Genomic DNA, 19,487 nt, shown 5'->3' with positions numbered 1-19,487 from the left:
ACTCTTCGAGGACAACAGACAGATGCACTCACCGTCCGACTCTCTTCGGTGGCCATCCACTCCCACCTCAAGAGCTTCCAAAACACCAGGACCACCAGGTTCATCCCTGCCACAAGCGCCTCAAGCCTATCCAACTCCCATAGACCAGAGGCCCCGGACAAAGCGGCTTCCTTCAAGTCGCTGTATCCGAACCGCACCCCAACAGGACTGTTCTAGGTCCAGCCATCTCAAACGTGCGGTCCAGATACAGCCCTAGGACTTCTCGGCAGTAAATGCGGCGCGTGACTTGGCGGTTTGCATGCCTCAAGAGGCACAACGAAGACGAATAATCTGAACAAGGAAAAGCGATGGCATGTGGGAGTTATTCGGTTACTTCGACGCGACTGACTCCAGGGGGAAGAGGAACGTCACCGCGGGACCAAAACGCTCTCCCCAATACCTGAACTGATGCTGACCTCCCGGCTCGATTGTGAACCTGACCTCCGGATGCTTCATTAAGCTTTTCTTTATGTTCTCTGCAAGCGTCCGGCTCATCGCCACTAAGGCTGCATCGAAATCAGGAAAGCCATGCGCGGCAGCTTCTGCAGTCGGTACCTCCGTCGTGCCTACTCCAATGGCGACGCGAAACGGCACTTGGACTATTGTTGAGGTTTCTTGGAGCACCCTGCCATTTCCATTTTGTAACGAAGTGCTTTCAAGCCAACCCAAGCCGAATGTATCCGGCTGGTCCAGCAGAAGACTCAATGCGGCCAGCGAACCGAGCGATGAGGGACCCACGCCCCGATGAGTGCGATCTGCAATAGTCCTGTAACGCCCATCGATGAGAGGCAAGACTTCTCTCGTCATAAACGCTGACAGCCTCTGCGGTGCGTCCGGCATCGCACCATACCTAGAGTATTCATCCTCGCGCCGGCCCGGGCCTGAGTTATCGATTCCAACCACGATGAGCGGCTGCACTGCCTTCTTGGCGATCAACTGCGTCAGGGTTTCGTCGATGTGCAACTCATCTGGGAACGGCTGAGAGGTGCAGCGGTTAAAAAGAAATTGTCCGTCAAAAAGGTAGAGCACTGGATATCGCTTCGAGGAAGCGGTAGCAACAGAATAGCCATCGGGCAGCCAAACCCGCAGAAGACGCTTATCGCCGTACACCTTGCTCTCTAACGGAAGCACATCAAGCGTTCCGGTGACAGTGGTTTTACAAGGCTATGTCGTTGCCTGCGCCGTGATAGTACGTGCGCTCGTTACAGCCAATGCCAGCAGACCAAAGAAAGCTATTAGACGACTCATGACGTCCTCCCTAACCTTGTACCGCGTTCTGGCTCAACGCTCGCAGCCGGGGAGCGTCATCGTCGCGCGCGGATAGCTTCCGGAGTTGAGGGTTTGTAGATTCTTCTTCTGCTGCTCAAGGTCAGGAACGCAGAAGTCGCTACGAAGGTAGGTCGGCAGAAACGAATCGTCAAAGGGCGATCGCGTCCGTCCACTAAAGCGGCCGCCATTCGTTATCGGGTGCGGGAGCTTAGGGTCGAACGGATATTGGGTGCCGAAAACCTGAGGCTGCCCGATGAGTTGGAGATAACGGTCGAGCGTTGCTGCGGAAAGCCATTTTGCGCGAACAAAGCCCTTGGTCAAGGCGTCCAATGCGAGTACATGCGCGAGCAGGTAGTCGGGGGCGGTCTCCCCGTGTTGGAATACAAACGCCCCTTCGTAAAGATCACTGCCCGTCGTTATTTCACCGCGGGAGAGCATGGGTGCAACACGGCACGACGCGCTGCCGCGCGGTCATCGAACGCTTGGAGAAGTTCCGGAGAAGGATCGATTCGAGGCGTATGGGTGGGCTGGTCCGTCTGGTCTTCGACGAATATCTGGTGAACGGAAGGCGGCGACTGGGGAGGTGTTTGCGAGCGAACATGGATAGAGGAGAGCACGAGCACGCCGAGGAGGATGATGATCGGAATACGCATGGCTACTTAGACAGCAAACCAGGACATACGGTTTCACCGAGCTGCTCTTGAGATGGCAAGCGTTGGTCGTACGGCAACCCCGGAGCGCATCAAGCCCCTCCCGCCGGGCAGCATACCAGGAGCCCTCAGCTGACGATAAGTGGCTAACACACTCATCAACCTCGGTTCATCCGTTGTCGACCCGATTGATACCGGGAAACGCTCTTCTCGTCTGCGAGGAAATCAGAGGGATCTCAGCGTAAACGATTTCAGTGCAGTTTCGTCTCGTTGTCCAACATGGACAGAATTTGGGTCATGCGTTTTGCCCGCGTTTCCGGCTTTTTGGCAGAATGAAGCCGGTAATAAATCGAGAACAGATTTTGCCTGTTCAGGGTGACAAAGAATTTCTTTGCCCTTGGGAGCTTGTGAGCCGGCGTAAGCCTTCTCCCAGCGCCCGTCTTTTTGGGCCGCTTCAACATGCGCCAGGCCCGCTGGGGCCATGCGCCCCTCTTGCATCAGCTTCTTTGCATGCTCGCGATTCTTGCTGGACCAGTTGGATCCGGGGTTGCGTGGCGATAACCTCTGCAAAAATGAACTTTCGTCAAGGGCTTTCTTCTGGCCATCGATCCACCCATAGCGGATTGCTTCGACGACACAATCGGCCCAGGTCACTGAGGGCTTGCCTGAGCCAGATTTTATAAATATGCTCGAACTGGCTCGCGATCCGAAACACCTGGGAGCCGACATCGGATTCCTCGGCGTGCTCCATACCTGGGGGCAGAACCTTGAGCATCATCCCCATGTCCACTACATCGTTCCCGCCGGCTGCCTGGCTCTCGATGGTTCCAGATGGATCGATTCTTCGCCACGCTTCTTCCTGCCCGTCAAGGCACTTAGCCGCAGCTTCCGCCGCAAGTTCAGGGCGGGGCTTGGTGAACTGTTCGAACACAACAGGCTCCAGTTGCATGGCTCGCTGCAGCAACTTGCCTTGCCTGGCGCATTCAGCCACTTCCTCTCCGAACTCGGCCAGAAGGACTGGGTGGTCTACGCGAAGCCACCCTTCGGTGGCCCCGAACATGTTCTCAACTACTTGGCCCGCTATACCCACCGCGTCGCCATCTCCAACCATCGTCTCGTGGCCTTTGAGAGCGATCGCGTCTCATTCTGCTGGCGAGACTATGCCCACGGCGGCAAGCAGAAGGTCATGACCGTTTCCGCCCATGAGTTGCTGCGCCGATTCCTGCTTCACGTGCTGCCCGGCGGTCTGGTTCGCATCCGACACTTCGGACTCTTTGCCAACCGCAAACGGAGTAGCGCTCGAACGCTGCCGCGCTCTGCTCGGCATGGAGGGCTGCGTCGATCGGCCCGAGCCACTCAGCTTGCGCTGTCCAGCCTGCTCCGGCATCATGCTGGTCGTTGAATGGCTAACCCGCGGCCAGCTTCACTTCCGTGCAAGCCGGACTACGTCCCCGCCAAGGAGGAGCGCCGATGACAGCTCTTGAGCGCCTCAACGCTCGTCCGGCCCCTATTCACCCATCCCGACGTCGTGCACCAGCACGCAACGCAAAAGTGCGTTCGAATCCCGATGCCAGCCCTCATGACGCGCCTCCGACGATGCAGAACAAGCCCGCCTTTCACTCTGGAGCCGGCATCCGCGCCGCCGCACCGTCACTCTCCGCGCCGCTAGCTTCCTGACAAGCTATCTGGCGCCCATTGAAATCCCATAGGCAGATCACCGCGTCCACCGCAAACGCCAACGGCTCACTTCAAACGGCCCTATCGGGACTGCCCCACCGGCAATGCTGGGGCTCCGAGTTTCTCCTCGGGGCAGCCCCGATAGGGTCCTAACGTTTCCCGGTACTGATCTGGGTCGAGCACCCCTCAGCGGACGACTACGTCTGCGAGCAGGATCGCTGCGCTAGCCAGAGCGGCTATGCGCACTCGATTTCTCTGGTCCCAGATTCGATTGATCCGCTGCCAGTCCGCAGCACCCTCCGCCACACGACGGGCGAGCGGGACCAGGAGAAAGATCGAGGCCAACGCAATGAGAACCATGATCGCATCCGCCGCAAGCAGGATGGAATGCCCCGGCGTGCGCCAACAAAGCCAGGTCTCGACACTGAGAAGCAAGGTAGAGGCCGAGTACCAGACCGGCATCACCTTTCCAAGCACGAGAGCAAAACGGCTTAGCATCTTCAATTGCCACTCGGGTTCAAGCCGCGACACGGCAGCGTTGATGAAGGCAGATACAGAAAACTCGACGCCTAGCAGGGTAAGAATGACGAAGAGGGTCGCCATGTTGAACGCATGCATAGAGGGGCTCCTATTGACTCCTCGCTAAAGACGCTCTCGAATGGAGCACTGATGCAAAAAGTAGCACTGACAAAGTTGTCAGCCGGAGCAGTCTATGGGCGTCTCAAAGAAGGAGATCTCACCATGCCCCGTCGATGCGGCGCTCAGCGTCATCGACGGACGATGGAAGTGCACCATCCTCTGGCGGTTGTTGGACGGGCCGATGAGGACGAACGAATTGCGGAAGAGTATTCCTGAAATCACAGAGAGGATGCTTCTCCGTCATCTGCGAGATATGACAGGGGCTGGGATTCTGGTACGTCACCAGGAGCGAGGCATGCCTCTGCGAGTTTGGTACTCGCTAACGCCGTACGGACGGACGCTGGTCCCAGTATTGGACGTTCTCTGTTCGTGGGGCAGAGAACATTTGAAACGAGAACCCTCTACCTGATCCTTGCTGAGAAGTTGTTCACTCTTCCTGCGGGAAACGATGCTGCCGCTGTCGGCTCTATTCGCAGGCACGTAACGTCTGTCGTACTGAACGGGAAATGATCACCTTGGAATGACCGGTGATGAAGAAGCTTCATTGCGCACCTTTGATGGCTTGTAGGCAAACAGGAAATATATCGTCAAGACTTCTCCAGCGATCACCGGAACGAGCGCAGACCGTGGCGCCCAGCGGGGAAAGATTGTCGCTGCTCCTGTTGCTGCGGCTGCGATGAAGGCGGCCATCATTTTATAAAGATGCTCCTGCAGCCAAACCGACGAAGCCAGGATTGCGGCAGAATGGCACGGGCGAGATCGTATGCAGCCAGGGCCATGAGCCCTCCCAGGACCGACCAAGTGAGTGCGGGAGACCAAGGCTTGTGTAATGCACGGATAGCGATGACAAAAGCCAAGGGAGCTAGCAGGGCAACTACGCTCAGCACTAGATCGCCAGGCAGGGGGCGACGCCCTCGAAGACGCAGAGAGCGATAGCCGGCAAATACCTCGTAGGAACTTGCGATTGTTGCGATGGCTAGAAATGACCGGAATTCAAAGACTACAACCCCGATCACTGCAGTGAGCGCGATGGTGACGTAGGCGGATATGAAAATCCAACCAGCCCTGACGTGGATACTTCCACCCTTCCTGCTCACGATTGCCACGGTTCCGCCGACAATCACAGTCACCCCAGCGGCAACATGTACAACTATGTTCGCGATGTGCGGGGCGGAGTGGCCATTCAGCATGACGCCATGACCAGCGGCGGCTCGCGCGCGAAGATTTGCCGCTAAGAACGCCCCGGCAGGGCAGCGGCAAATCAAAACCATCTCAGCAAGGAACGTCCGGGCCGGGCATTGAGACGATTAACTCCTACGCCAGCCTCCGCCAGCGGCTCCGGCAAAAGACAGCTTTGGGAGGTTCAGGGTCAGCGCGGCCTGTGACGCTGACCTCGTTTGCCCTTATCGTGCGTCCGCCGCCTTCGACGCCTTGGCTTTGGTATCCTCCGGTTGTGGCAGCTCCTATCCCGCCATCCCCTACAACACGCGGTCGGCGAGCTTGATGGTATTTACGTGCCCATAGTGGCCTTCAATCATGTGGACGGAGGTTCCCATCTGCTCGGCAAGGAAATAGACGTCCACGCCTTCCTGCAAGCAAAGCGCGGCATACGTGTGCCGGAAGCAATAGGTCGAGCGCGGCACGCCCTGCGTGCCTTCGCGCAGATTCGCTTCGTTCAGAAGATCAGCAATCAGACTGCTGTAAAGAGTCTTTGCGGGCTTGCCTGTGATGTTGGTAAATACTCTGTCGTCCTGTGCCGTGGCTTTGGAGATTGCGCGAATACGTTCCAAATAATCTCCTACGCTCTTGGGAGCCACCAGCTTGCGCGACTTGCCCTTGCCCTGCACGAACAAGACAACAATCTCGCGGCCTCGCGGCTTTTTTGCGGGCATGATGTCGCGCCAGCGGAGATTCTTCATCTCCGCTGGCCTCATGCCGGTATTGCAGGCAATCAGAATCAAGTTGTAAGTGACGGTGCGATACCAAACGCTTGACGGCTTATCAGCCTCGGCAATCCACTTGCGATCTACGGTGTGGAGTTTGCGATACTCCTCCAGCGTAAACTCGTCACGCCGCATCGTCTTGAGCTTCGGGCGCTCGTCGAAACGCTGGCTTGCGGGAACATAGCGTTTCTTCATCGCGTAGTTCATCACCGCACCGAAGATGGACATCTCGAAGCGGATGGTTGAATCACTGACGAAAGGAACCACCCGTTCGTCGGAAGGTTTGACTTCAATCGGCTTCAATACTCTGATGCCCAAGGTTTGGGGAACCTTGGTGCGGCGCTCGGCCTCATGGTCCGCGAGGATTGAGCTGCGTCGGCGGTAACTTCCCGAACACCGTTGCGGTGGTGCCGTCCCGCGCCATTCTCCCGCCGCCATGCCGGATAGCCGCCCCATCGTTCGTCACCGACAAGATGGACCTGCGTTGAACCTGCATACCTGTCTAACGCGCCCTCGATGACGGCGCGGAGTTTCTTGGGCCGCGCGGCGCTGATCTCTCCGCGCTTCGCCCGTGCTTCCTGCGTCAACAGATATTCTCGCGCCACGTCGCGGAAGGGACGGTTGAACACCGGAACGTCATGCTTAATGCAACCGTACGTCCGCGTCCTGGTCGAAGGCCGGTTCGCGGGCTGCGCTGATGTCGGTTGTTTTAAGCGAAACCGTCTTATAGCGGTCGGCCCTCGGCATCTTCATGCGGCAGTACCACATCCGATGGTCTACGTCGCCGCGCCGGAAGAGAATCAGGCCGGGCTTAAATTCCTCTTTTTGCGGTAATAAACGCCATGTTGCCTCCTGCTGTTTATTCCGTTCTGTGCAGTTTCCGTGTAGATTTCTCGTGCAAGCCATTGAGTCTTGGTGGCTGTGCAGACTTTGTATGGAGCATTATAGAAACTTATGTGCTTTATTTATTGTTATATTCGCGGGAACAGGTAACGTGAAGCCGACATCGCGGAAGTTAGACACCCACTTTCATCGTCGAGAACAGGCCAACGCGCTCATTGAATTAGATCGTTAGCGTACGATTTTTGACGTTTGGTGTCGTGACCCCAACTTACGCGACAAGCGATCCGACAATCTTTCTGTGTAGTTCTTACACCCCGCCGGGGGGGGGGGCGGAGTTCACGGAATGGGCGGCTACAACGCCGCCAAGCTCGCCTTGAGGCGCGACCGTCACCACAAAGGGGTCTGGTGAGACGGAGAACTCAAATCCGCCCGTACCTGATCCATCCCACAAACCAGCTCAACGCCCAGGCCACTGCCCCGGCCAGAGGAATTTGCAGCCACCAGGGAATACGGGTAAAGGCCGTAACCGAGTCGCGGATTAGTCCGCCCAGCATGTTACGGCGCGGCCGCTTGCCCTGGTATTTTCCAAAGAAATAAGCATCCTCCAACTGCCGACCCACCGTTGTCAATTCTGGACTCAGCCGGTTGGTCAACACCAACATCCAGCGTTGCGACCGCAATTCCAAGCTTAAATATCCGCTGAATCCGGCCGTCGCTCCGTTATGCCAAGCCACTGGCCTTCCTCCGTGCAGCAGCCAGGCTAGCCCTACATGCCCTGCGCCCGCCGCCGCCACTGGTTCGAATAGACGTGTCATCGAGCGGTCGGCCATCAGCCCCACCGCAAACCGCCCGACATCCTCCGCTGTTCCCAATAGCCCTCCGCACGGCGCGAAGACCAACCACCGCCATGGCCGAGCCCGGAACCCTGACTCACCATACCCGGACATTAACCGCTGATCGGCGGCTTTATCGGCGGTCGCTACTGAGATGTCCGTCACTCCGTACCGCCGCAGCACATATCGTTCCAGCAGCGCAGCAAAGTTCTCACCGCCAACCCGCTCTAACACCATTCCAAGAATCGCATAGCCGAGGTTGCTATATAGAAATTCCGACTGGCCCGTCGACCGCCATGGATACACGGCCAGGTAGCGTTTAAGCCGCTCCGCGGTGTACTCGGCATATGGATCGCGGCTCAGCGAGCTCAGGTCCGGAGGCAGCCTGGGCAAACCCGATCGATGGCTAGCCAGATCGATCACGGTGACATTGGAGCCCGCCGCGACCACGTCGGGCAAATGTTGGGATACCCGGTCCCTTAGGCATAAAAAGCCTGCGTTGACCATTCGCAGCAGGAGCGCGGCGGTAAAGACCTTGGTCAGGGAACCGAGTTCAAACAGCGGCCGCTCCGCAGAGATACTGCCCCACTCCCACTTTTGATCAACCTCGTCCGCCGTGCCGCTCAACACCACGAGAGAATTTCGACGGCTTTCATAGCCTTTCGGCAGGCAGGCCTCCGCCAATTCTCGGTTCCACAATCCGCTTGCAGTTTTACTACTCATTTGTCAAAGATTCCCTATAAAACTCCACCATTTTCGCGTAGGCCCAAACCGAACATTGATGTCGTCAGCCGCAAAGTAAACGTCATCCGGTGATGCGCAGTATCATCCGTACCCAAGGAGTGCGGCCATGTTAATCAACTGGTAACTGAAGAGTGGCCGGTTGTCAGATGGCCAATGATACATCCTAGTCCGTCAACAGAACCATCGGAGTTCGAACCAGCGCGCGTTCCGCAGCGCGCTTTGCAGAGCTCGCAGGCGCCAAGGGCCTTCGTTCACTGTAGGTACAAGCCAATCGCCTTCGTCGTTCTCATTCCAGGCGAAATAAGAATGGTGCTTCCATCGGTGCGTCTGGATGTGCCATTGCCCCGTGAATCTCTGATCGCAGCTTCATCGCATCAGAACGGTGGCATTGTATGTCATGTGGAGGAGGATACAAGGGAGAAGCCGACGCGTTCTTTTAAAGAGGAGGCAGTTCGCGACTCCGAGGCAAAAGACTGGCAGCCACGCCAGGAGCGGGTGGTAGACGGTGAAGAAAGCAGCGGCTCCGAGGACGAGCCATGGCAGCGTTGTCCACCTTGTACACGGTAGCGGCCTGAACATGAGCGTCCTCTCGGAAGTGCCACACTTTCCAACCCGTTATGGAGCGCTCAGAATTGGGGGATGAGTCCGGGATAGCATTTCGACCACTTAATGCCCGGAGAGGGCCGACGCTCGATGTAGTCGATGCTTGAATCTTCAGCGCGCAAAGAGCGGTGTAAATTCATAACGTATCGCTGGTCTTGACAACGCTGTCACTTCCAAGGAACAATAATCACTCGGCCAAGGTAGTGGGAAATCAACGATCAAGGACGTTGCCGAAGTCCGCAGCGACATTCAGGTGAGTTTCGGAGAACATCTCTGATCAAGAACTTCAAGCCATGCTGATGAAGAAGATTTCCTATAGTCTCCTCGGCTATGGGACTACTGCGTTCAACGCGATAAGTTTGAATGTGCGCAATAGGATCGTTACGGTAAGCGGCACGGCCGATGGATCCGTCGATAAGCCCACAGCCGTCACCGACGCTCCTATTCGACATGCGTGAAAGAGGTGATCGACGAGAACGGGGGGCGACCGGGTATCTGATAGTTCGTTGAGAATGTTTTTGAGACAGGCGGTCGCTGCCATAAGAAGGACGGTAAAAGCATCGATCGACCAACGTAGCTAGCGCAAAACCGCTTGATAGTAGCCTTTGGCCAAGTATTCCACCTGATCGAGAGCCTTAGACAATATTCTCTCGAAGGCTGTGCGCTGAACTAGGGTGCCAACACTGGAAGTCGGCTGTCCTGGTGAGGTGCGGAGAGGTGCCAATGAAATCGTCATGGACAATAATCCTGGAGGGGTTGGCGCGACTTGGGTTTGGGATAAGGCTCCGTTGCATTCTGGCGGCGATTCTGTTTGTTTCAGAACCTTTTGCGCTTGCTGACGCGCCTTGCCTTGCATCACCAGAGTTGCAGAGCCTCCTAAGAAGCAGACGCACCACGGATACCTATACAAGCCTAGGCAACTGGTTTGCTAGCCGCAAGCGTTTTGACTGCGCTGCCAGTGCGTTTGCGTCAGCTTTCCGTCTACAGCCAACGTCGGCAGCCGCGGCGTATCTTTGGGGATTAAGCCTGTCCTCCGCCGGACGAGATGAGCAGGCAATTGCGCCCTTGGAACAGTCTATACGGCTGGACCCAAATGACATCCGCCCTCACTTGGTTCTGGCGGCTGCACTGGATCGTATGAAAAAGACTGCCGAAGGAGAGGCCGAATGGCGTGCGGCTCTTGCCATTGACCCCCAGTCAACGATCGCTCTCGATTCACTTTCCCAACACCTTGTCGATAAAAAGGACTATTCGTCCGTGATCGCCTTGCTTGACGAGCCGGGCGCGGAATCGAACTGGACAGAAGTGCAGAGCCTAAACCTTGGAATGGCCTACGCAGGCAGGGCGCAGCTCGACAAGGCCGCAAGCGTGCTCCGCGAGGGACTCAACGACCACCAGGACTCGCTTCCGATCGCCGATGAATTGGCGGTGGTATTAATGCTGCTCGGGAACAATGAAGAAGCATATAGTATCTTCGATCTTGCCCTCTCCAAACATCCTGGCGATCAACCAACGCAAATTCTCTACTTGCACTCTATGGTCACCAGCAAGTCAGACAGGGCGCACAATTACTGCAACAAACTGCTTGCAGCTTACCCGGATCAATGGGAGGTGCTTTATCTCGCAGGACTGCTTGAGTCGCGGAAAGCAGAATACGAGCAAGCACGCGCGCACCTTGAACATTCTGTTTCTCTAAACTCGGGCTACTATCAGTCGCAGCAGGAGTTGGGCAATGTTTTGTTCGAATTGGGCAACTTGCTCGCCGCCAAGCGACATTTGGAGAAAGCCATTGCCCTGGGCGACAACCAGCAGGAGGTCGAGTACGAACTGGCCAAGGTTCTTCAGCGACTCGGTGACACCGCACAGGCGCAGGAGAAGTTGCGCATCTACCAGCAATTGAGAAAAGCACGATTGGATGCAACCCAAGGAGCGGGGAAGGCAGAGATGGGCGATCAAGCGATTGCAGCTGGCAATCCATCGGAGGCGGTGTCACTCTTCCGGGAAGCGCTTGAGATTAACCCCAATGAGCCGCTGCTGTATTACAAACTTTCTCAAGCATTAGACAAGACGAAGGATTTCGCAGGCGAGAAAATCGCTCTCCAGAAGGCCATTCAACTGAACCCCAATCTTGTAGAGGCCCAAAATCAGATGGGCTATCTTGCCGATCGAACAGGCGACTTGACGCAGGCCGAAGACTACTTTCGCGTCGCGGTGCGTGTTTCCCCTTCGTACGTCGTCGCATGGATTAACCTTGCCGCCACTTTGGCCAGCGAGGAGAAGTGGCAGGATGCCAAGCAGGCATTGAGGCACGCGATCGAAATCGATCCGAACAATGGCCAGGCACGGCGGCTGGAACAGGCTCTGAATGACGCCCATTCAGGCCCATAGTGGTGTCAGTCTTGCACCGCTCCGAGCGCAACGGGCGAGTAGCTGTTCTTCGCGTGCTGCAATGGGTTTCGCCGATTAGCTACACGTTACGAAATCCATGTCGAAAACCTCGTCGCATGGTCCGCTTGGGCCGAATGCAACCCATGCTGAGGGTCGCATGATCAATATTTATCAGATACGAGAATCAGATATCGAACGGAGAAAAATAACGAAGGATGATGGTACCTATTTTGCAATGGTCAAAGGCTTCGACATGGTCGCGTCGCTATCTCTTGAAGATGATTTCGACCTTTGCAGCATCCGCAGCGTTCCCGGTCGGACATCTCAACGGCGAACCGGTTATTAAGCGTGCGGCTCCGTTCTCACACTTTGTGGATGTAACTAAATCCGCGGGTCTCAACGAGATCCAGTTCTACGGAGAAGGAGATCACGCCACTTACATCATCGAGATTATGGGGGGGGGCTGCGCCTTCTTTGACTACGACAACGACGGCTGGATGGACATTTTTATTCTTGGGGGGCGCAGACTGTCAGAAATCCCGCCAGGAGCCAGCAATCGTCTCTACCACAACAATCGCAACGGGACGTTCACCGACGTGACGAAGGAAGCTGGTCTGCAGGACGCCGGCTGGGCCGTGGGGGTCTGCGTGGGTGATTACAACAATGATGGCTTCGAGGATCTCTATGTGACGTATTTTGGTCAGAACCGTCTCTATCGCAATAATGGCAATGGCACATTCACCGACGTCACAAAGGAGGCAGGACTGAATAGCGCTTCAGTCCGCTTTGGATCTGGATGCACTTTTGTGGATTACAACCGAGACGGCTGGCTTGATCTATTCGTCGCGAACTATGCTGATGTCGATCTGGCGAAGTTGCCCAAGCCATCGCTGGAACAACCTAATTGCAACTTCGAAGGAGTACCGGTCAACTGCGGACCCTCAGGCCTCCCTGTCCCAACGCATTCGTTGTACCGCAACAATGGAGACGGCACCTTCACGGATGTTTCGAAGGAGTCTGGTATTGCGGCGATGCGTGGTTCGTACGGCCTCACCGCGGTGGCCTTCGATGCGGACGAGGACGGATGGCCCGACATTTTCGTTGCCTGCGACTCCACACCCAGCCTGCTGCTGATGAACAATCACGACGGCACATTTCGTGAGGAAGCTCTCTTGCGCGGACTTGCTCTCAATGACCAAGGCATTGAAATGGCGGGCATGGGTGTCGGAGTGGGCGACTACCGCTGCGATGGCCATCTCGATATTGTCCGCACGCATTTTACAAATCAACCCACTGGCCTCTACCATTCTCTGGGCAAAGGCGAGTTCGAGGATCTTACTGCGAAGTCTGGATTGATGCACGAACAACGCTTCGTAAGTTGGGGCGTCGGACTCGTCGACCTCGACAACGACGGTTACCCTGACATCTTCCTTGTTACCGGCCAGGTCTATCCGGAGCTCGAAGCAAAGTACCTCAAGTATCCACGTCGTGGCCCGCGCTTGTTATTCCGCAATCTAGGAGACGGCACCTTTCAGGAGCTTGATGAGAAAAGCATGCCAGCGCTCGCTTCGCGTCATGTCAGTCGTGGCTGCGCCTTCGGCGATTTCGACAACGACGGTGACCTCGACATTATAATCATGAATCAAAATGAACCACCGTCGCTATTAAGGAATGACGCCCCAACCGGAAATCATTGGATCAAGATCCGGCTGCAAGGGACAAAGAGCAATCGCAGCGCGATTGGAGCTAAAGTATTTATCCGCAGTAATGGGAAATTGCAGGTCCAAGAGCTGCTCAGCCAATCCAGTTACGTATCTTCGAACGACCCACGCCTGCACTTCGGCCTCGGACGAGCAGACAAAGTAGACGTCGAGATTCGATGGCCGTTGGGCGCAATTGAGATTCACAAGGCCATGGATTCGAATCAGTTGGTCACATTCCGCGAAGGCTGTGCATCCTTTCACGCTGAAAAGCTTTGAGCGGTGGCCGAGTGAACCTGGCTTCGACCCTCGACCCGCGTTTGAATTGCACTCGATTGCACCTACTTTTAGGTGGCTGGGCCACTTGAGCCTATCGAATGTCCCGATGGACGGGATCATATTCAAATCCCAAACGCAAACGAAGGAGGCATTCTCGTGAGCGACGTTGCTCGATGGAAAGTTCGGGGTCCTGTTAAAACGCTCAGGTCAGAGTTTGCCACCTGGGATCTCGACCGACAAGATTGGCAGCCAATTCAGCACTTCACCGTGGGGACATTCCGTCTAGACGGTATGATCCTGAGGCTTGATGCCAAGAACCCGGATGGAACCATCGCACATTCACAATGGCTCTACGACGACGGCGGCCGGCTGGCAGAGTCGAACTCTTCGATGAATGAGGGACCTCTCGACAGGACCGCCTACGTTTACGATGAGGGCGGAAGGCATATTCGAACCACGCATGTAGATCATGACGGAACCCAAACCGACGTAGAGGTCTGCAGCTACGAGGTCGGCGGTAGCAAGACCAAAGTAAGATTTCTGTCTACTGGGGTAGTGGCCTTGGAGTGCAGCTCCGCAGATGTCTGTGGAGCTTGCACCGGGTATGCAGTCGAAGGCACAGAATCGGCATATAACGCTCCGGGGGCCACGACCATGACTGTCGTTTACGATGAAAGAACTCTACCAGTCAAAGTGTCCTTTCAGGATGCAGACCATCGCCTGCTCAGTTATGTGAACTTGAGGCGCGATAGAACGGGAAAACTCCTGAGTGAAGAGATGCAGCAGGGTGACAAACTCCTATTCCAGAGCCATCTGGATCAGGCTGCGCCGGAGGAACGCGAAAGATTAGCTGCCATGTTCGAGGCTGTGTTAGGTGACGCAATTTCTAGGACTATATACAGATACGATGCCTATGGTCGCTTGTTAACACGCGACCATAGAATGGGTAACCTCGGCGGAAGCTCAACGACCTATCGTTATAATGCCAATGATGACCCCAGTGAGGAAACGGCCGAACATAGAAGTCGAGAGGCCAGCTACGATGAGACTGGCACTTTGCACTACACCTCGGACCGGCTGAACGTTCAGCATAACCGGCTTGAGTATGTTCACGACGGCCATGGGGACTGGACTGAGCGGATCGTGTCATTCCGATCTGGATCAGAGTCTGAGTTTGAGCGCTCAAATATCGAACGCAGGTCGATTACCTACTACTCCTCGTAGCGGAATTGAATAGACTCTCGAACATACCCCGCATGCCCGCGCCTGCACCGATTTACGGGGTCGATGGCGAGCTCGCCAGAATCGAAGAGACCCCCGAGAGACCGCAGGGTTTGCTTTCGAAAGGGACACAAATGCATTCTGCCAGACTGTGAGCACACTGGCAAGAGGAGGCGCTTTGCCCCTGTAGAGACCTCTGCTATCCAGTGTTTGCTCAAAATGGCCGATATCTCTGGGCTGCTCCGATGCCGGCAAGCTAGCGTTCTCAGGTCATCTTGACTATGTTGTATCGCCCTGCTAGAACCAGCCCACAGTGCCTCCGTCTAGCTTTGGATAAGAATACAGTATCGCACGCCGGGACTAAACATCTAAGGCTCTTCCGCTCCCCAATTAAAGTTAGGTGTTGATCCCATCTCGAAGACGAGGCTGCCTCCGGGGCCCATATCGAGTTGCGTAAAGCGCGGAACGTTAAGCGGTCTACCATTCAACCTGGCAGACTGAATGTACTTGTTCGAGTTCGATACGTGATTTGCCAGAATAGTAAAGGTGCCGGGATGCTCACCTGGCAGCTGGATTGTCACTTTTGGGAACAGTGGACTTCCTATCTGATAATATTTACTTGCGAGATCGACTTGGACGTAACCAAGCGCGCTAGTTACATACCAACCCTCCAGATCTCCGAAATCGTCCATGCCGCATAGTCCGGCGGGTATAGGCCGGTACAGATCGCTCTGGATTCTTCGAACAAGTGCCTGAGTTTTCCAAGGTTGTCCAACATAGTCGTAAAGATATGGGATGTGCCTATACTGCTCGTTTCCATGAAAATATAAGCCGACTACTCCCGTCAGGTCGCGAAGAGGCACTCTGGGGTTGTAGCGTTCGGTGAAGAATGTGTCTAGCCTTGCAGCAAACTTCTGAGGACCACCCAGCAACTCGATAAGTCCAGGTATGTCCCCCGTATTGAACCACAAGTAATTCCACGCATTTCCCTCCCGATACATGTCCTCTGCGTGAGGCTCCGCCGGATCCAGCGGAAGAATCCACGACCCGTCCGCGCGACGTGGCGCGAAAAACCCCAACGATGCGTCGTAAAGCGCCTTATAGCTCTGCGAACGCTTAAAGAAGAACTCGGAATCAGTCTCATTGCCAGTCAGTTTAGCTAGTTCTGAAAGAGCACGATCATCGAGAGATAACCCTATAGAGCGATTGACGTAGTCGTTCACCCCAGAGTCGGCAGGTATATACCCGTAACGTCGATAGGCTTCGCCCGCGGCGCCGCCTCCGTTCAACGCCTGATTGCGTAGCTCCTTATACGCCGCATCGAGGTCGATGCCATAGACTCCCATTTTGTACAACCCCAGCAGACTCGAGACATTTCCAGGTCCCCAATAGCCCCCGCCCCAATGCCACCCCCAAAATCCCCCCTTATTGGCAACTCGCTGCGATGCCCAATCTTCACCTCGAGCAAGAAGCATTCCGTTGGCATCGTAGAACGGGAACCAGGAATATTTGGGACCTGCTGCCATGCGATATACAGCCGTGTAAAAGTTTGTTCGGTCCCCTTCGGAGCCGCCTTCAACTAGCATTCGATCTAATATCTGGCTCCAAAGGGTCCTAGCTTGGCTCGTAATCGCCTCAAACCTCGTACCCGATGGTATTTCTTCCTTAAGATTGGCTGCGGCGTCGGCAAGACTAATGGTGGATGTGCCTACTTTGACAAGGACCGGCTCGCTCGGCGAGGTGTTGAAGCTGGCATAAGCTCCCACGGGAGTTCCACTCACCTGAGAAGAATTCGGGGCCAAGACGCCGCTCTTCCAGGTCCCCGAAGACGTGAAGTCCCTATTAAACTCCGCACGAAAGTAAACAGTGCTAGTTCCGCCCGTTTGAAAACCTTCGATAGTGTGCTTATCTATTACGGACAGGGAGGCATTCGAAACCGCCGGCCGCGAGTTGGCCATGTCGATGAGAATATTGGCTTGCCGGGAAACGGGAAACGTGTAGCGATGAAAACCACAATGCGCCGTAGCAGTAAGCTCCACTTTTATGCCATAAGTTGTAAGGAGTACGGAATAATATCCAGCCGATCCCTTCTCGCTTTGCGTATCTCTGGTCGACCGATAGCCCGAAGAGGGATCTTTTCGGCTGCCAGGGCTCGTCTTTATTGGGCCAATGGTCGGCATGAATAATAGCCTGTTTTCATTGCTATACTCGCCATTCATTTGAGTGAAGCCCATTATTGTTGCATCATCAAAGCGATACCCCGACCCGCGCACATGATACGCGCCGTCAAAGCCGGTTACAGGGCCAACACATAGATATCCGCCTGGGTCTGGAACCATGGCACACGGGTTTACGGTTCCGGAATATAGTTCCTCACCCGGAGCGGGATTATTGCCCAAGTACTCCTTATCGGTCATCGGAGCTGTACCGATGAGCGAGTTTACATAGTCGACCGGCTGTCGCTGAGAGAGTGCATGCGGAACGACCATAATTGAGATCAAAACAGCTGACAGGCAGTTGCCTTTCGATATGCTTATCGTTGCCAACGCGACACCCTCCTCAGAATTCCGTACTTACGCTCTAACTTGCCTTTGAACGCATTCATTGCGGGTATGGCTCCCTATCCATCGTGTTGGGTTTGTTTTTAGACCTGTGGGCTTTCGGATTCGCGAGTGAGGCGGAGCGCCGGCACGTCGAGGCGCGATCGGTAGGAATGTTTGGCAGACTTCAACCTAGTTCAGCATCCCATCTTGAATCACGAATCATGAGGCACTGTTCACTGTCTTGAACATGGCGATGGCTTCAATCTCCACCAGGAGTTCCGGCCGGCAGAGTATTGCCTGAATCCCGGTCGAGGCAGGCAGCGGGTCAAGCCCCCGCTCCGCGAAGTAAGCAGTGCGTTCTTCATTGAATGCTTCGTAATCTCGTTCAATGTCGCGCAGGTAGCATGTAGTGCGCACGATATCGTGCCAGGTGCAGCCTTCGCTCTCCAGTAGGCCCCTAATATTTTCCAGGGTGCGCCGCATCTGCGCGCGAAAATCGCCAACGTGCACGCTCTTGCCATTTTCGTCGATCGATGCCGTCCCCGAGATCAGCAGGATTGTGAACCCATTCAGCTCGATGCGCATGCCTCGCGAGAACGAACTGGGTTTGGCATACGCGTACGCTTCGTTGAGCACGCCGTGATTGGTAATGGCACGCTTCTCCACGGGAGTGTGAGCAAGCGTTTCAAGTAAATTGGTTGATTCATTCATGATCGTCCCTCCTTATTCCTTCCCCGTTGTTACTCTGTTTCTGGAGCTCTGTGAGTAAGTCCTTTGATCGTCGCAACCAACGTTTTGTCGGGAGGCCGAAGTAGAAAAGTCAGACTTCAGGGAGCTACCTGCAATGCTGATCGAGATGGATATTCCATCAACGATCAGATTCAGTGAGCGAGAGCTATCCCACTTTTCTTTTGGCGTACCGTTTCCTCCCGAAATCACTTCCCTGCCGGAAGAAATCTCTCGCAAAACGGAGCCGGGACCGAAATTGGGTCTCCGTTCTGAGTCAGTTGACCAGTTGATTGATCAATCCGGAAAACCACGGCATTGTTGCTGTCCTTATTGGTCACCAACAGCCATTTGCCCGTGGGGTCGAAGTCGGCATTTCGTGGCGTTTTGCCCTGGGTTGAGATGTACTGTACAGGTGTAAGGCGCCCCGTATCCGCTTGGACGGAAAACACCGCGACACTGTTATTCCCACGGTTGGTGGCGTAGAGAAATTTACCGCTTGGATGCATGAGGATTTCAGATCCCGTATTCTCACCCTTAAAGCCTTTCGGGAGCGTGGATACAGTCTCGAATCGGGTCAGGATACCGCGATTTGAATCCCATCCGAAACCAACAATGCTATTGGCTGTCTGGTTGATTGCATACACATAGCGGTCGCGCGGATCGAACGCGATGTGGCGCGGGCCCGAACCGGGTGCAACGGTCGCGAATGGCGGATCGTTCGGCGTCAGCGCGCCCGTCTTCGGGTTCAGACGATAAACGAAAATTTTATCCAGTCCGAGATCGGCCAACAGCACAAATCGATGACTAGGATCGAAGCGAATCGAGTGCGCATGGGCATGCCTTGGATCATTGGGATCCAGGCTGGCTCCAACATGCTGAACAAACGCCGTACGCCTGCCAATGCTGCCGTCGTGGCGCAGCGCGAATACCGCGGCACTCCCCCCGAGATAATTAGCAACCATCAAATACCGTCCGCTTGGGTCCAAGCTTACGTAGCTAGGGTCGCCCCCTCCACTCGGTTGCCGGTTTAGAAGCGTCAGTTTGGCAGTGGCAGGATCGATCGCGTACGCGCTCACCGAACTGCCCGGAAACGAGTTGCAGGTATAAAGACGTCTGCCGTCCGGTCGAATAATAAAATACGCAGGCGCCACTGCTTCTTCGAGAAAGACAGGTTCGGTCAGCTTCCCCGTCTCGGTATCAAAGTGCGCAAGCGAGAACCCTATATGCGGCCCACTTCCGTGCGATCCGAAGTATACAAACATATCTTCGGCCATGACCGGAGCAGAAAGAATAATTACAAGAAGACTTGAAAGGACGCGAACGGCAATCCGTTGCATCTAAACCCCCATTGGTTACCGCCAGATGTGGATATTGGCGGCCGAACTTG

20 protein-coding genes and 1 pseudogene are annotated in these 19,487 nt (G+C 55.3%); 9 read left to right on the top strand and 12 right to left on the bottom strand.

What is annotated here, in order from left to right; genetic code table 11:
* Positions 1 to 369 precede the first annotated feature (369 nt).
* From ACPOL_RS12870 to ACPOL_RS36785, 4 genes are all read right to left on the bottom strand, one after another.
* On the bottom strand, positions 370 to 1,170 hold the full coding sequence (locus ACPOL_RS12870; protein ID WP_114207422.1) for an alpha/beta hydrolase: 801 nt from the start codon (positions 1,168 to 1,170) through the stop codon (positions 370 to 372).
* 150 nt (positions 1,171 to 1,320) lie between these two features.
* Positions 1,321 to 1,746 (bottom strand): hypothetical protein, encoded by a 426-nt coding sequence (locus tag ACPOL_RS12865; RefSeq protein WP_114207421.1) that lies wholly within the window; start codon positions 1,744 to 1,746, stop codon positions 1,321 to 1,323.
* On the bottom strand, positions 1,725 to 1,961 hold the full coding sequence (locus ACPOL_RS33145) for a hypothetical protein (RefSeq protein WP_150132990.1): 237 nt from the start codon (positions 1,959 to 1,961) through the stop codon (positions 1,725 to 1,727). Before ACPOL_RS33145 ends, ACPOL_RS12865 begins: the two co-directional genes overlap by 22 nt.
* Positions 1,962 to 2,183: 222 nt before the next feature.
* Positions 2,184 to 2,612: a YdeI/OmpD-associated family protein gene (locus ACPOL_RS36785; RefSeq protein ID WP_236657449.1), complete on the bottom strand. Its 429-nt coding sequence runs from the start codon at positions 2,610 to 2,612 to the stop codon at positions 2,184 to 2,186.
* Positions 2,613 to 2,643: 31 nt separating this feature from the next.
* On the opposite strand from ACPOL_RS36785, the gene ACPOL_RS12855 reads away from it, so the two are divergent.
* Together ACPOL_RS12855 and ACPOL_RS33140 are read left to right on the top strand one after the other, a co-directional pair.
* On the top strand, positions 2,644 to 3,360 hold the full coding sequence (locus ACPOL_RS12855; RefSeq protein ID WP_114207420.1) for an IS91 family transposase: 717 nt from the start codon (positions 2,644 to 2,646) through the stop codon (positions 3,358 to 3,360).
* 68 nt (positions 3,361 to 3,428) lie between these two features.
* Complete coding sequence (locus tag ACPOL_RS33140) at positions 3,429 to 3,635, top strand: hypothetical protein (RefSeq protein ID WP_150132989.1); 207 nt, start codon at positions 3,429 to 3,431, stop codon at positions 3,633 to 3,635.
* 186 nt (positions 3,636 to 3,821) lie between these two features.
* Here the strand turns inward: ACPOL_RS33140 and ACPOL_RS12850 are convergent, their stop codons facing one another.
* The gene (locus tag ACPOL_RS12850; RefSeq protein ID WP_114207419.1) at positions 3,822 to 4,253 is read right to left on the bottom strand and encodes a DUF1772 domain-containing protein; all 432 of its coding nucleotides are present in this window, start codon (positions 4,251 to 4,253) and stop codon (positions 3,822 to 3,824) included.
* A gap of 51 nt (positions 4,254 to 4,304) precedes the next feature.
* Between ACPOL_RS12850 and ACPOL_RS34735 the strand changes: the two genes are divergently transcribed.
* Both ACPOL_RS34735 and ACPOL_RS36210 read left to right on the top strand, forming a co-directional pair.
* On the top strand, positions 4,305 to 4,490 hold the full coding sequence (locus tag ACPOL_RS34735) for a hypothetical protein (RefSeq protein ID WP_236657448.1): 186 nt from the start codon (positions 4,305 to 4,307) through the stop codon (positions 4,488 to 4,490).
* Positions 4,456 to 4,683 carry a winged helix-turn-helix transcriptional regulator gene (locus ACPOL_RS36210; RefSeq protein WP_414633371.1) on the top strand — a complete coding sequence of 76 codons (228 nt, stop codon included), beginning with the start codon at positions 4,456 to 4,458 and terminating at the stop codon, positions 4,681 to 4,683. Before ACPOL_RS34735 ends, ACPOL_RS36210 begins: the two co-directional genes overlap by 35 nt.
* A 280-nt stretch (positions 4,684 to 4,963) precedes the next feature.
* On the opposite strand, the gene ACPOL_RS12835 is transcribed toward ACPOL_RS36210, so the two are convergent.
* The 4 genes from ACPOL_RS12835 to ACPOL_RS36205 all read right to left on the bottom strand — a co-directional run bounded on the left by ACPOL_RS12835 (position 4,964) and on the right by ACPOL_RS36205 (position 9,216).
* Positions 4,964 to 5,539 carry a DUF2306 domain-containing protein gene (locus tag ACPOL_RS12835; RefSeq protein WP_114207416.1) on the bottom strand — a complete coding sequence of 192 codons (576 nt, stop codon included), beginning with the start codon at positions 5,537 to 5,539 and terminating at the stop codon, positions 4,964 to 4,966.
* A gap of 213 nt (positions 5,540 to 5,752) precedes the next feature.
* The gene (locus ACPOL_RS34730) at positions 5,753 to 6,673 is read right to left on the bottom strand and encodes a tyrosine-type recombinase/integrase (protein ID WP_236657447.1); all 921 of its coding nucleotides are present in this window, start codon (positions 6,671 to 6,673) and stop codon (positions 5,753 to 5,755) included.
* An 806-nt stretch (positions 6,674 to 7,479) separates the two neighbouring features.
* Positions 7,480 to 8,616 (bottom strand): serine hydrolase domain-containing protein, encoded by a 1,137-nt coding sequence (locus tag ACPOL_RS12820; protein WP_114207414.1) that lies wholly within the window; start codon positions 8,614 to 8,616, stop codon positions 7,480 to 7,482.
* 387 nt (positions 8,617 to 9,003) lie between these two features.
* On the bottom strand, positions 9,004 to 9,216 hold the full coding sequence (locus ACPOL_RS36205) for a CPBP family glutamic-type intramembrane protease (RefSeq protein WP_114207413.1): 213 nt from the start codon (positions 9,214 to 9,216) through the stop codon (positions 9,004 to 9,006).
* Between the two features lie 323 nt (positions 9,217 to 9,539).
* On the opposite strand from ACPOL_RS36205, the gene ACPOL_RS33530 reads away from it, so the two are divergent.
* The 5 genes and pseudogenes from ACPOL_RS33530 (at position 9,540) to ACPOL_RS12800 (ending at position 14,831) form a co-directional block, all read left to right on the top strand.
* Positions 9,540 to 9,698 (top strand): hypothetical protein, encoded by a 159-nt coding sequence (locus ACPOL_RS33530; RefSeq protein WP_236657446.1) that lies wholly within the window; start codon positions 9,540 to 9,542, stop codon positions 9,696 to 9,698.
* 265 nt (positions 9,699 to 9,963) lie between these two features.
* A pseudogene (locus tag ACPOL_RS36200) lies at positions 9,964 to 10,326 on the top strand (hypothetical protein); the annotation flags it as partial.
* 51 nt (positions 10,327 to 10,377) lie between these two features.
* Positions 10,378 to 11,628 carry a tetratricopeptide repeat protein gene (locus ACPOL_RS12810; RefSeq protein ID WP_236657445.1) on the top strand — a complete coding sequence of 417 codons (1,251 nt, stop codon included), beginning with the start codon at positions 10,378 to 10,380 and terminating at the stop codon, positions 11,626 to 11,628.
* A 215-nt stretch (positions 11,629 to 11,843) separates the two neighbouring features.
* Positions 11,844 to 13,607, top strand: coding sequence for a CRTAC1 family protein (locus tag ACPOL_RS12805; protein ID WP_201759185.1), 1,764 nt, complete (start codon positions 11,844 to 11,846; stop codon positions 13,605 to 13,607).
* Positions 13,608 to 13,898: 291 nt separating this feature from the next.
* Positions 13,899 to 14,831: a hypothetical protein gene (locus ACPOL_RS12800; RefSeq protein WP_236657444.1), complete on the top strand. Its 933-nt coding sequence runs from the start codon at positions 13,899 to 13,901 to the stop codon at positions 14,829 to 14,831.
* A gap of 365 nt (positions 14,832 to 15,196) precedes the next feature.
* Here the strand turns inward: ACPOL_RS12800 and ACPOL_RS12795 are convergent, their stop codons facing one another.
* The 3 genes from ACPOL_RS12795 to ACPOL_RS12785 form a co-directional block, all read right to left on the bottom strand.
* On the bottom strand, positions 15,197 to 17,374 hold the full coding sequence (locus tag ACPOL_RS12795; RefSeq protein ID WP_150132988.1) for a GH92 family glycosyl hydrolase: 2,178 nt from the start codon (positions 17,372 to 17,374) through the stop codon (positions 15,197 to 15,199).
* Between the two features lie 216 nt (positions 17,375 to 17,590).
* Positions 17,591 to 18,082: a Rid family hydrolase gene (locus ACPOL_RS12790; protein ID WP_114207409.1), complete on the bottom strand. Its 492-nt coding sequence runs from the start codon at positions 18,080 to 18,082 to the stop codon at positions 17,591 to 17,593.
* A 224-nt stretch (positions 18,083 to 18,306) separates the two neighbouring features.
* A complete protein-coding gene (locus tag ACPOL_RS12785; protein WP_114207408.1) occupies positions 18,307 to 19,437 on the bottom strand; it encodes a lactonase family protein in 1,131 nt (376 codons plus the stop codon).
* Positions 19,438 to 19,487 lie beyond the last annotated feature (50 nt).

Origin of the sequence: Acidisarcina polymorpha, assembly GCF_003330725.1 — a bacterium.
Taxonomy (GTDB): domain Bacteria; phylum Acidobacteriota; class Terriglobia; order Terriglobales; family Acidobacteriaceae; genus Acidisarcina; species Acidisarcina polymorpha.
This window is presented reverse-complemented; position numbering and strand designations above follow the sequence as displayed.